Source organism: Pseudomonas sp. 31 R 17, from assembly GCF_900004915.1.
In the GTDB taxonomy this organism is placed as follows: Bacteria; Pseudomonadota; Gammaproteobacteria; order Pseudomonadales; family Pseudomonadaceae; genus Aquipseudomonas; species Aquipseudomonas orientalis_A.
Window position 1 is genome coordinate 723,644 of record NZ_CVTN01000065.1, and the last position, 12,170, is coordinate 735,813.

The window sequence follows — 12,170 nt, forward strand, 5'->3', positions numbered from 1 at the left end:
CGTTCCTGCGACTGGACGCATAGTGGCACGAGGCATACCCTTGGGGCCTTTCCGACATTGCCAAACAGGACCCGTCATGAGCCGCATTTTTGCAGACAACGCGCACTCCATCGGTAATACGCCCCTGGTGCAGATCAACCGCATCGCACCGCGCGGGGTCACCATCCTGGCCAAGATCGAGGGGCGTAACCCCGGCTACTCGGTCAAGTGCCGCATTGGCGCCAACATGATCTGGGACGCGGAAAGCAGCGGCAAGCTCAAGCCGGGCATGACCATTGTCGAACCCACTTCCGGCAACACCGGCATCGGCCTGGCGTTCGTGGCGGCGGCACGGGGCTACAAACTGCTGCTGACCATGCCCGCGTCCATGAGCATCGAGCGCCGTAAAGTGCTCAAGGCCCTCGGCGCCGAGCTGGTGTTGACTGAACCGGCCAAGGGCATGAAGGGCGCCATCGACAAAGCGGGCGAAATCGTCGCCGGCGACCCGAGCACCTACTTTATGCCGGCCCAGTTCGAAAACCCGGCCAACCCTGCCATTCACGAGAAAACCACCGGCCCGGAAATCTGGAACGACACCGACGGCGCCGTGGACGTGCTGGTGGCGGGCGTGGGCACCGGCGGCACGATCACCGGTGTGTCGCGCTATATCAAGCACACCGCAGGCAAGCCGATCCTGTCGGTGGCGGTGGAACCCGCCGTGTCGCCGGTGATTACCCAGGCGCTGGCCGGTGAAGAGATCAAGCCCAGCCCGCACAAGATCCAGGGCATTGGCGCCGGTTTTGTGCCGAAAAACCTCGATTTGTCGATGGTCGACCGTGTGGAACTGGTCACCGACGACGAATCCAAGGCCATGGCCCGGCGCTTGATGCAGGAAGAGGGCATTTTGTGCGGCATTTCCTGCGGCGCCGCCATGGCCGTGGCGGTGCGCCTGGCCGAGAAACCGGAAATGCAGGGCAAGACCATCGTGGTGATTCTGCCGGACTCGGGCGAGCGTTACCTGTCGAGCATGCTGTTCAGTGACCTGTTCACCGACCAGGAAAACCAGGCGTGAATCGGCTGTAGGAGCGAGCTTGCTCGCGAAGAACGTCAACGATAACGCGGGTTTACTGATTCAACGTGGCGTTCTCAGGTTCTTCGCGAGCAAGCTCGCTCCTACAGGGGGAAGGCGTGTTGATCCAGGTCAGCCGGTCGGCAGGGGCCTTCTGCATAATGCGCCAAGTGTTTATCATGGCCGGCTGCTACGTCTGGTTTCCCCGCGACGGGAAGCTGTTGGCCAGGCGCTTATTTTCAGGAGTTGCTGCATGACCTTTTCTTTGGCCGCCAAACTGTCGGTGTTGCTGCTGTTTATCGGCAGTACGCTGTATGTGCACCTGCGCGGCAAGGCCCGTTTGCCGATGTTGCGTCAGTTCGTCAACCATTCGGCGCTGTTCGCCCCGTATAACGCCTTGATGTACCTGTTTTCCGCAGTGCCGTCCAAGCCCTACCTGGACCGCAGCAAGTTCCCGGAACTGGACGTGCTCAAGGACAACTGGGAAGTGATCCGCGAAGAGGCCATGCACCTGTTCGACGAGGGCTACATCCGCGCCGCCGAAAAGAACAACGATGCCGGTTTCGGTTCGTTCTTCAAGAAGGGCTGGAAGCGTTTCTACCTCAAGTGGTACGACAAACCGCTGCCATCGGCCGAGGCCCTGTGCCCGAAAACCGTGGCGCTGGTCAGCAGCATCCCCAACGTCAAGGGCGCAATGTTCGCGTTGTTGCCGGGCGGCAGCCACCTGAACCCGCACCGCGACCCCTTCGCCGGCTCCTTGCGTTATCACCTGGGGCTGTCCACGCCGAACTCCGACGACTGCCGCATCTTTGTCGACGGCCAGGTGTATGCCTGGCGCGACGGCGAAGACGTGATGTTCGACGAAACCTACGTGCACTGGGTGAAGAACGAGACTGAAAAGACCCGTGTGATCCTGTTCTGTGACATCGAGCGACCGTTGAGCAATCGCCTGATGACCCGCATCAACCGTTGGGTCAGCAAGCAACTGGGACGCGCGACCGCGCCGCAGAATCTCGACGACGAGCGCGTGGGCGGGATCAACCAGGCGTATGCCTGGAGCAAGACCTTCAGCGACAAGTTCAGCGGCCAGGTCAAGCAGTGGAAGCGCAAGCATCCCAAGGCCTACCGCATTGCGCGGCCGGTGCTGGCGGTGGTTGTTCTGGTACTGCTGTGGAAGTGGCTGTTCGGCTGATCTGAAATCTGGAATGCCATCAATGTGGGAGGGGGCTTGCCCCCGATAGCGGTGTATCAGTCAGCTTATCTTTGGCTGACCCACTGCCATCGGGGGCAAGCCCCCTCCCACATTTGATCTGCAGCGATCTTCAGCTGGCGATCAACTGGCGCAATACATAGTGCAGAATCCCACCCGCCTTGAAGTATTCCACTTCATTCAAGGTATCAATCCGGCACAGCACCTCAACCTTCTCGCTGCTGCCATCCTCCCGAGTAATCACCAGCGTCAGGCTCATCCGTGGCTCGATCTCGGCATCGGTCAGCCCGAGGATATCGATCTTCTCCTTGCCGGTAAGCTTGAGCGCCTTGCGGTTCTGGTCCAGCTTGAACTGCAGCGGCAGCACGCCCATGCCCACCAGGTTGGAGCGGTGGATACGTTCGAAGCTCTCGGCGATCACCGCCTTGACCCCCAGCAGGTTGGTGCCCTTGGCCGCCCAGTCGCGGCTCGAACCGGTGCCGTATTCCTGGCCGGCGATCACCACCAACGGTGTGCCCGATGCCTGGTACTTCATGGCGGCATCGTAGATCGCCATCTTCTCGCCGGTGGGGATATACAGCGTGTTGCCGCCTTCTTCACCACCGAGCATTTCATTGCGGATACGGATGTTGGCAAAGGTGCCGCGCATCATCACTTCATGGTTGCCGCGACGTGAGCCGTAGGAGTTGAAGTCCCGTGGCTCCACGCCTTGCTCGCGCAGGTAGCGCCCGGCCGGGCTGTCGGTCTTGATGTTGCCGGCGGGGGAGATGTGGTCGGTGGTCACCGAGTCGCCGAGCAGGGCCAGCACGTTGGCGCCCTTGACGTCCTCGATCACCGGCAGCGGGCCGGCAATATCGTCGAAGAACGGCGGGTGCTGGATATAGGTGGAATCCGCTTGCCACACGTAGGTCGCCGCCTGCGGTACCTCGATCGCCTGCCACTGTTCGTCGCCGGCAAAGACTTCGGCGTATTCCTTGTGAAACATCCCCGTGGTGACCTGGGCCACCGCGTCGGCGATCTCCTGGCTGCTGGGCCAGATGTCCCTCAGGTACACCGGGTTGCCCTGCCGGTCGTTACCCAGTGGTTCGCTGCTGATGTCGATACGCACTGTACCGGCCAGCGCGTAGGCCACCACCAGGGGCGGCGAGGCCAGCCAGTTGGTTTTCACCAGCGGATGCACACGGCCTTCGAAGTTGCGGTTGCCGGACAGCACCGATGCCACGGTGAGGTCGGCTTTCTGGATGGCTTTTTCAATCGGCTCGGGCAGCGGCCCGGAGTTGCCGATGCAGGTGGTGCAGCCGTAGCCCACCAGGTCGAAACCGAGTGTGTCCAGGTAGTGAGTGAGGCCGGCCGCGTTGTAGTAGTCGGTGACCACTTTCGAGCCCGGCGCCAGCGAACTCTTGACCCACGGTTTGCGCGTCAGGCCTTTTTCCACGGCCTTCTTCGCGAGCAGCCCGGCCGCCATCATCACGCTGGGGTTGGAGGTGTTGGTGCACGACGTAATGGCGGCGATGACCACGGCACCGTTTTTCAGGCGATAGGTGTTGCCTTCATATTCGTAGTCGGCTTCGCCCACCAGGTCGGCATTGCCCACGGCGACGCCACCGCCGCCTTCACTTTCCAGGCGGCCTTCTTCCTTGCTGGTGGGTTTGAATTGCAGGTCGAGGAAATCACTGAACGCCTGGCCCACATTGGGCAGGGCGACGCGGTCCTGCGGGCGTTTCGGCCCGGCGAGGCTGGCTTCGACGCTGCCCATGTCCAGGGCCAGGGTGTCGGTGAAGATCGGCTCCTGGCCGGCGTTGCGCCACAGACCCTGGGCCTTGGTGTAGGCCTCGACCAGCTTGACGGTTTCCGCGGGGCGACCGGACAGGCGCAGGTAGTCCAGCGTTACCTCGTCGACCGGGAAAAAGCCGCAGGTGGCGCCGTATTCCGGCGCCATATTGGCGATGGTGGCACGGTCGGCCAGGGGCAGATCGGCCAGGCCGTCGCCATAGAATTCGACGAATTTACCGACCACGCCTTTTTTGCGCAGCATCTGGGTCACGGTCAGCACCAGGTCGGTGGCGGTGATACCTTCCTTCAATTTGCCGGTGAGCTTGAAACCGATCACTTCCGGGATCAGCATCGACACCGGCTGGCCGAGCATCGCCGCTTCCGCTTCGATCCCGCCCACGCCCCAGCCGAGTACGCCGAGGCCGTTGATCATGGTGGTGTGGGAATCGGTGCCTACCAGGGTATCGGGGAAGGCGTAGGTGCGGCCATCTTCCTCCTTGGTCCACACGGTGCGGCCCAGGTATTCCAGGTTGACCTGATGGCAGATGCCGGTGCCCGGTGGCACCACGCTGAAGTTATCGAAGGCGCTCTGGCCCCAGCGCAGGAAGGCGTAGCGTTCGCCGTTACGCTGCATTTCGATATCGACGTTCTGCTCGAAGGCGTCGGCGTTGCCGAACTTGTCGACCATCACTGAGTGGTCGATCACCAGGTCCACCGGCGACAGCGGGTTGATGCGCTGCGGATCGCCCCCGGCCTTGGCTACGGCGGCGCGCATGGCGGCCAGGTCGACCACGGCGGGCACGCCGGTGAAGTCCTGCATCAGCACGCGGGCGGGGCGGTATTGGATTTCGCGGTCGGACTGGCGTTCCTTGAGCCAGGCCGCGATGGCCTTGAGGTCGGTGCCGGTGACGGTTTTGTTGTCCTCCCAGCGCAGCAGGTTTTCCAGCAGCACTTTGAGCGACATCGGCAGCTTGTCCAGGTCACCCAGGCTCTTGGCGGCTTCGGGCAGGCTGAAGTAGTGGTAGGTCTTGCTGTCTATTTGCAGTGTCTTAAGGGTTCTCAGGCTATCGAGGGATGACATTACATGACTCCTTTTGATCCGCACGGCCACGGACCTGACGGGACGAACAGAGCGTTCAACTTAGCGCTGTTTTCATTAGCAGGCTAATAACTGGACTCTATCGCTGAGTCCAAGGTTCCGAACTCGGCTATCATGCGCGCGTTTTCATGACAGGTATTGCGATAGAGCAATCCAGTTGCCAGGAGATTCAATTGAACACCCTTTTTATGCACTGCCGCCCGGGTTTTGAAGGCGAAGTCTGTTCCGAGATCGCGGAACACGCCGCGCGCCTGAACGTGTCCGGCTACGCCAAGGCCAAGACCGGCAGCGCTTGCGCCGAATTTGTCTGCACTGAAGAAGACGGCGCGCAGCGCCTGATGCACGGCCAGCGCTTCGCCGAGCTGATCTTCCCAAGGCAGTGGGCGCGCGGGGTGTTTATCGACCTGCCGGAAACCGACCGCATCAGCGTGATCCTCGCCCACCTGCGCGCGTTTCCGGTGTGCGGCAGCCTGTGGCTGGAGATGGTCGATACCAACGATGGCAAGGAACTGTCGAACTTCTGCAAGAAATTCGAAGTGCACCTGCGCAAAGCCTTGCTTAACGCCGGCCGGCTGGTGGACGACCCGAGCAAGCCGCGCCTGCTGCTGACGTTCAAGAGCGGCCGCGAAGTGTTCATGGGCCTGGCCGAGTCGAACAACTCGGCTATGTGGCCCATGGGCATCCCGCGCTTGAAATTCCCGCGTGACGCGCCCAGCCGCTCGACCTTGAAGCTGGAAGAGGCCTGGCACCACTTCATCCCCCGCGAGCAATGGGACGAACGCCTGCACGGCGACATGACCGGTGTCGACCTCGGCGCGGCCCCCGGCGGCTGGACCTGGCAGCTGGTCAACCGGGGCATGCTGGTGACCGCCATCGACAACGGCCCCATGGCCGAAAGCCTGATGGACACTGGCCTGGTGCAGCACTTGATGGCCGACGGCTTCACCTTCGTGCCCAAGCAGCCGGTGGACTGGATGGTGTGCGACATCGTCGAGAAGCCCGCGCGCAACGCCGCGTTGCTGGAAACCTGGATCGGCGAGGGACATTGCCGCGAGGCGGTGGTCAACTTGAAGTTGCCGATGAAGCAGCGTTATGCCGAAGTGAAGCGTTTGCTTGAGCGCATCGAAGAGGGCTTCAAGGCCCGCGGCATTCGTGTGGAAATCGGCTGCAAGCAGCTGTACCACGACCGTGAGGAAGTGACGTGCCACTTGCGCCGGTTTGTGGACGTAAAGAAACCCAAGAGACACTGATATCCAATGTGGGAACTGGCTTGCCAGCGATAGTGGTATCACTGTCGAAATTGATGTTGAATGTGCCCCCGTCATCGGGGGCAAGCCCCCTCCCACAGGAGATCGGGTTGGTTTTAGGAGTGAAGTATGAGTCTTGAATTGCCCGTCGACGGCACCCTCGACGCCACCGGCCTCAACTGCCCGGAGCCGGTGATGATGCTGCACCAGCACATCCGTGACCTGCCGCCTGGCGGCTTGCTCAAGGTGATCGCGACCGACCCGTCGACCCGCCGCGATATTCCCAAGTTCTGTGTGTTCCTTGACCATGAACTGGTCAGTCAACAAGAAGAGGCCGGCACGTACCTGTACTGGATCCGCAAGAAAGCCGCCGAACCCCTGTAGGAGCGAGCTTGCTCGCGAAAAACGCTGACGATCACGCAGCGCTTCTGGTTTAACGCGGCGTTCTCAGGTTTTTCGCGAGCAAGCTCGCTCCTACAGGGCGCGCGTGAGCGCGTTGCCTGCCCGGATGCGTCGGCGTGCACTGCGCGCCAGGCGCACCAGCAGCATGCCCGCCGCGCAACTCAGGCCCACGATCAGGCCCTGCCACAAACCGCTTGGGCCGCTGGGTTCGCCCAGCCAGTCGGTCAGCCCCAGGGCGTAACCCACCGGCAACCCCACGCCCCAGTAGGCGAGCAAGGTCAGCAGCATGGTCACCCGCGTGTCCTGATAGCCGCGCAGCGCACCGGCGGCGGTGACCTGGATCGAGTCGGAGAACTGGAACAGCGCCGAGAACACGATCAGCATCGATGCCAGGTGGATCACCACCGGGTCGGGGGTGTAGATCGCCGCAATCTGTTCGCGAAACACCAGCATCAGGCTGCAGGACAGGCAGGCATAGGCCAGCGCCGTACCCATGCCGACGCCTGCGGCAAAGCGTGCTTCACGCGGTTCGCCACGGCCCAGGGCCTGGCCGACGCGCACGGTGACGGCCATGCTCAGGGAGTAGGGAATCATGAACACCAGGGAGCTGACATTCAGCGCGATCTGATGGCCGGAGACCACCGTGGCGCCCAGGTTGCCCAGCAGCAGGGCGATGACCGCGAAGATGCTCGATTCGGCAAAGATCGCCACGCCAATCGGCAGGCCGATCCCCAGTACGCGCTTGATCACCGCCCATTGTGGCCAGTCGAAGCGCTTGAACAATTCGCTGCTCTGATACGCCGCGCCCCAGCGCGTCCATCCGGCCAGGCCGAGCATCATTACCCACATTGCAATCGCCGTGGCCCAGCCGCACCCCACGCCGCCCATGGCCGGCAGGCCGAGATGGCCGTAGATGAAGATGTAGTTCAGCGGAATGTTCAGCGCCAGGCCAATCAGGCCCATGACCATGCTCGGCCGCGTACGGCCCAGGCCGTCACTGAAGCAGCGAAACACGTAATACAGCGCAATGGCCGGCATCCCGGCCGCGATGCCATGCAGATAGCCCATGGACGGCTCGATCAGGTCGGGCTCGACCTTCATCGCATGCAGTATCGGCTCGGCGCACAGCAACAACAGGCCGCCGCACAGGCCGACCACCACGGCCAGCCACAATGACTGACGCACCAAAGGCCCGATTTCGTTGAGCTTGCCCGCGCCGTAGCGCTGCGCGACTTTCGGCGTGGTGGCCAGCAGGGTGCCAGTCATCAGCAGGTACACCGGGATCCAGATCGAGTTACCCAGGCCCACTGCCGCCAGGTCCTTGGGGCTGACCCGACCGGCCATCACCGCGTCGACAAAGCTCATCGCGGTGGTTGCCAGTTGGCCGATCATGATCGGCAGGGCCAGTGTCAGCAGGCCGCGCACTTCCCGACGGATGCGGGCGGGGCGGGTGAGGGTAGCGGTCACGGTGTTCACGTACAGGTGTCCAATCAAAAAGGCAGTCGCAAGGGCGGCGGATTCTACGCCTTGACGCAACGGTCAGGAAAAAACCTGTGTTGCTGATTTGTAATGCGACTACACAGGCACCCCCATAACCCATGTGTCACTTCAATCCCATGCCTGTACACTGCTGATCCGCCAAAGGAGCCCGCCATGCTGATTGTTGCCGACGAAAATATTCCGCTGCTCGATGCATTTTTCCAGGGATTTGGCGAGATTCGCCGCGTACCCGGCCGTTCGATTGACCGCGCCACAGTGGAGCAGGCCGATGTGCTGCTGGTGCGTTCGGTGACCAACGTCAACCGCGCCCTGCTTGAGGGCTCGAAGGTGGGTTTTGTCGGCACCTGCACCATCGGCACCGATCACCTGGACCTTGATTATTTCCGCCAGGCCGGTATCCAGTGGTCCAGCGCACCCGGCTGCAATGCGCGGGGCGTGGTGGATTATGTACTGGGCAGCTTGCAGACCCTGGCCGAAATCGAAGGAGCCGACCTCACCCGGCGTACCTATGGCATCGTGGGCGCCGGTGAGGTCGGCGGGCGGCTGGTCCAGGTGCTCAAGGGCCTGGGTTGGAACGTGCTGGTCTGCGACCCGCCACGACAGATCGCCGAAGACGGCGACTACGTGAGCCTGCAACAGATCATCGAGCAATGCGACGTGATCAGCCTGCACACGCCGCTGATCAAGTCCGGCAATGGCGCCACCTGGCATCTGTTTGATCGCCAGCGCCTGGAACAACTCAAGCCCGGCACTTGGCTGATCAACGCCAGTCGAGGCGCGGTGGTGGATAACGCCGCCCTGCGCGACGTATTACTTGAGCGCGAAGATCTGCAAGCGGTGCTGGATGTGTGGGAGGGCGAGCCGCAGGTGGATGCCGACCTGGCTGACCTGTGCGTACTGGCCACCCCGCATATCGCCGGCTACAGCCTCGACGGCAAGCAGCGCGGCACGGCGCAGGTCTATCAGGCGTTCTGTGCCCACCTGGGCCAGGAGCCGAGCATCCACTTGAGCGACCTGCTGCCGCAACCGTGGCTGGCCGAGGTGCACCTGAACGCGTCGACCGACCCGGCCTGGGCGTTGGCGACCCTGTGCCGCAGCGTGTACGACCCGCGCCGCGATGATGCGGATTTGCGTCGCAGCCTTGTGGGAACGGTGGACGAGCAGCGCAAGGCCTTTGACTTATTGCGCAAGCACTACCCGGAGCGCCGCGAGATTGATGGCCTGAAGGTGCGCATCAACGGCGAGTCGGCCGTGTTGTCCAACATCATGACCGCACTGGGAGCGGTCTGCGTTTAGACAGCCGATAAAAAACCCGGCCACCTGGGCCGGGTTTGAAAGAGCATGGGCGTTTCAGCCTTGCTGCGCAGGCTTGACCAGGCGCTGTTCCAGTTCGCTGCATGCTTGCTGGATCATTTCTTCGGTAATCTGCACTTCGCGGCCCTTGGCATCGATGTAAGAGCAAGGCAGCTCCTGCGGTTGGCGGATCACTTCAATCTTGGCATTGCTGCTGTTTTGCAAGGTCATGGCCTGTCTCCTCATCAGGTTGTGTACCTACTTTAATTCCCCCGCGTGACCGAGCTGTTACAACTCCATACACGTTCACCGGTTCGGACACCCAGTCCACCAGAAACCGGCACATATTTCCAGATCAGTCTTAGACCGATAGCCTCTAGCGGCCTCTGTCGGCGGGCATAATTAACCTGACTCATTGTTATTTGCGCAAGTTCCCCCAATGTTGAGGGTTAGACTCCGTCAGTGGTGAAGCCCGTATGTTCTCAACCCGTCAACGCCGCGCGATCCGCCTGGCCAGCCGCTTTATCGCGCCCTACCGCTGGCAGGCGCTGGGCGCCCTGTTGGCGCTGATCGTCACCGCCGGTATTACCTTGTCCATGGGGCAAGGCATTCGCCTGCTGGTCGACCAGGGTTTCATGACCCAGTCACCGCATCTGCTCAACCAGTCCATCGGCCTGTTCATGCTGCTGGTGCTGGGCCTGGCGGTGGGCACATTCACGCGCTTCTACCTGGTGTCGTGGATCGGCGAGCGCGTAGTGGCGGACATTCGCCGGCAAGTGTTCAACCACCTGATCTACCTGCATCCCGGTTTCTACGAGAACAACCGCAGCTCGGAAATCCAGTCACGCCTGACCACCGACACCACCTTGCTGCAATCGGTGATCGGCTCATCGCTGTCGTTGTTCCTGCGCAATGCCTTGATGGTCATTGGCGGTATCGTGCTGCTGTTCATCACCAACCCCAAGCTCACCAGCATTGTGGTGGTGGCGTTGCCGCTGGTGCTGGCGCCGATCCTGATCTTCGGCCGGCGTGTGCGCAGCCTGTCGCGGCAGAGCCAGGACCGCATCGCCGATGTCGGCAGCTACGTGGCCGAGACCCTTGGCCAGATCAAGACCGTGCAGGCCTATAACCATCAGGCGCAGGACGAACAGCGTTTTGCCCTGACCGTGGAAGAGGCGTTTGCCACCGCGCGCAAACGCATCCTGCAGCGGTCCTGGCTGATTACCCTGGTGATCATGCTGGTGCTCGGCGCCGTGGGCGTGATGTTGTGGGTGGGCGGCATGGACGTGATCAGCGGGCGCATTTCCGGCGGTGAGCTGGCGGCGTTCGTGTTCTACAGCCTGATCGTCGGCAGCGCCGTCGGCACCTTGAGCGAAGTGCTTGGCGAATTGCAGCGGGCCGCCGGTGCGGCGGAGCGAATTGGCGAGCTGTTGCAGTCGAGCAACGACATCCAGGCGCCGGCCAGCGGCAGCGTACGCTTGCCGGAGCGTGTCAGCGGGCGCATGACGCTTGAGGACCTGCGCTTTTGCTACCCGTCGCGGCCAGACAGCTACGCCATCGATGGCCTGAACCTGACGATCAACCCCGGCGAAACTCTCGCGCTGGTGGGCCCTTCCGGCGCGGGCAAATCGACGCTCTTTGACCTGCTGCTGCGCTTCTACGACCCCCAGCAAGGCCGCATCCTGCTCGAAGGCAGGCCGCTGACCGAACTCGACCCGCTGGACCTGCGCCGCCACTTTGCCCTGGTCTCCCAGAGCCCGGCGCTGTTTTTTGGCAGCATCGAAGACAACCTCCGCTACGGCAACCCCACCGCCACCCGCGAACAGGTCGAGGCCGCTGCGCGTATCGCCCATGCCCATGACTTCATCCTGCAAATGCCCGACGGCTACCAGACCCACCTGGGCGACGGTGGCCTGGGCCTCTCCGGTGGTCAGCGGCAACGCCTGGCCATCGCCCGGGCCTTGCTGGTGGATGCGCCTATCCTGCTGCTCGACGAAGCCACCAGCGCCCTCGATGCCCAGAGCGAACACCTGATCCAGCAAGCCCTGCCGCAATTGATGCAGGGCCGTACCACCCTGGTGATCGCGCATCGCCTGGCCACGGTGAAAAACGCCGACCGGATTGCGGTGATGGACCAGGGCAAACTGGTGGCCGTGGGCACGCATCAGCAGTTGATTGCGAGCAATCCGCTGTATGCGCGGTTGGCGGCGTTGCAGTTCAGTGCAGATCACTCGCGCCAATAGCATGTGGGAGGGGGCTTGCCCCCGATAGCGGTGGGTCAGCAACGAAACTGCTGACTGACATTCTGCTATCGGGGCATAGGTATCTACACAAATTTGGTGCGACACCGCACCTGTGGCGAGGGAGCTGGCTCCCGTGGCGGCCCTGCAGCCTATAGGTATCTTACTGGTGCTCCACAATCCAAATGTGGGAGGGGCGGTGCGACGATTCGACTTGCCCCCGATGGCGGTCTCTAGGCTGGCCGGGATGTTGGATCAGACCGGGTACATATCCGTTTCTGCGGTAACGGCTACTTAGGGTTCCGCTTTTACAGCGGCTCACTTTTGAAAAGCGCAAAAGTAAGCAAAACGCTCTTGC

Annotated in this window: 9 protein-coding genes; 6 read left to right on the forward strand and 3 right to left on the reverse strand. The window is 62.2% G+C overall.

From position 1 onward, the window contains the following. Nucleotides 1-76: 76 nt before the first annotated feature. Complete coding sequence (gene cysK / locus BFP89_RS15560) at nt 77-1,051, forward strand: cysteine synthase A (protein ID WP_065886323.1); 975 nt, start codon at nt 77-79, stop codon at nt 1,049-1,051. A 250-nt stretch (nt 1,052-1,301) separates the two neighbouring features. Next, the gene (locus tag BFP89_RS15565) at nt 1,302-2,240 is read left to right on the forward strand and encodes an aspartyl/asparaginyl beta-hydroxylase domain-containing protein (RefSeq protein ID WP_065886324.1); all 939 of its coding nucleotides are present in this window, start codon (nt 1,302-1,304) and stop codon (nt 2,238-2,240) included. A 130-nt stretch (nt 2,241-2,370) separates the two neighbouring features. Here BFP89_RS15565 and acnA read toward each other — a convergent pair whose 3' ends face one another. After that, the gene (gene acnA / locus BFP89_RS15570) at nt 2,371-5,112 is read right to left on the reverse strand and encodes an aconitate hydratase AcnA (protein ID WP_065886325.1); all 2,742 of its coding nucleotides are present in this window, start codon (nt 5,110-5,112) and stop codon (nt 2,371-2,373) included. A 191-nt stretch (nt 5,113-5,303) separates the two neighbouring features. Here acnA and rlmM point away from each other — a divergent pair, with 191 nt between their 5' ends. Both rlmM and tusA read left to right on the forward strand, forming a co-directional pair. Then, nucleotides 5,304-6,380: a 23S rRNA (cytidine(2498)-2'-O)-methyltransferase RlmM gene (rlmM, locus tag BFP89_RS15575; protein ID WP_065886326.1), complete on the forward strand. Its 1,077-nt coding sequence runs from the start codon at nt 5,304-5,306 to the stop codon at nt 6,378-6,380. A 126-nt stretch (nt 6,381-6,506) separates the two neighbouring features. After that, complete coding sequence (gene tusA, locus BFP89_RS15580) at nt 6,507-6,761, forward strand: sulfurtransferase TusA (RefSeq protein ID WP_065886327.1); 255 nt, start codon at nt 6,507-6,509, stop codon at nt 6,759-6,761. 90 nt (nt 6,762-6,851) lie between these two features. Here the strand turns inward: tusA and BFP89_RS15585 are convergent, their stop codons facing one another. After that, a complete protein-coding gene (locus tag BFP89_RS15585) occupies nt 6,852-8,255 on the reverse strand; it encodes an MATE family efflux transporter (RefSeq protein ID WP_065886328.1) in 1,404 nt (467 codons plus the stop codon). A 177-nt stretch (nt 8,256-8,432) separates the two neighbouring features. On the opposite strand from BFP89_RS15585, the gene pdxB reads away from it, so the two are divergent. Next, nucleotides 8,433-9,575 carry a 4-phosphoerythronate dehydrogenase PdxB gene (gene pdxB, locus BFP89_RS15590; protein WP_065886329.1) on the forward strand — a complete coding sequence of 381 codons (1,143 nt, stop codon included), beginning with the start codon at nt 8,433-8,435 and terminating at the stop codon, nt 9,573-9,575. A gap of 54 nt (nt 9,576-9,629) precedes the next feature. Here pdxB and BFP89_RS28955 read toward each other — a convergent pair whose 3' ends face one another. Beyond that, nucleotides 9,630-9,803 carry a PA1571 family protein gene (locus tag BFP89_RS28955; RefSeq protein WP_057722992.1) on the reverse strand — a complete coding sequence of 58 codons (174 nt, stop codon included), beginning with the start codon at nt 9,801-9,803 and terminating at the stop codon, nt 9,630-9,632. Between the two features lie 245 nt (nt 9,804-10,048). Here BFP89_RS28955 and BFP89_RS15595 point away from each other — a divergent pair, with 245 nt between their 5' ends. After that, the gene (locus BFP89_RS15595; RefSeq protein WP_065886330.1) at nt 10,049-11,815 is read left to right on the forward strand and encodes an ABC transporter transmembrane domain-containing protein; all 1,767 of its coding nucleotides are present in this window, start codon (nt 10,049-10,051) and stop codon (nt 11,813-11,815) included. Nucleotides 11,816-12,170 lie beyond the last annotated feature (355 nt).

Bases quoted from the DNA above. Each gene is read 5' to 3' on its own strand.
- pdxB (WP_065886329.1), top strand. From the start codon at position 8,433: ATGCTGATTGTTGCCGACGAAAATATTCCGCTGCTCGATGCATTTTTC.
- BFP89_RS15565 (WP_065886324.1), top strand. From the start codon at position 1,302: ATGACCTTTTCTTTGGCCGCCAAACTGTCGGTGTTGCTGCTGTTTATC.
- cysK (WP_065886323.1), top strand. From the start codon at position 77: ATGAGCCGCATTTTTGCAGACAACGCGCACTCCATCGGTAATACGCCC.
- tusA (WP_065886327.1), top strand. From the start codon at position 6,507: ATGAGTCTTGAATTGCCCGTCGACGGCACCCTCGACGCCACCGGCCTC.
- BFP89_RS28955 (WP_057722992.1), bottom strand. From the start codon at position 9,803: ATGACCTTGCAAAACAGCAGCAATGCCAAGATTGAAGTGATCCGCCAA.
- BFP89_RS15595 (WP_065886330.1), top strand. From the start codon at position 10,049: ATGTTCTCAACCCGTCAACGCCGCGCGATCCGCCTGGCCAGCCGCTTT.
- acnA (WP_065886325.1), bottom strand. From the start codon at position 5,112: ATGTCATCCCTCGATAGCCTGAGAACCCTTAAGACACTGCAAATAGAC.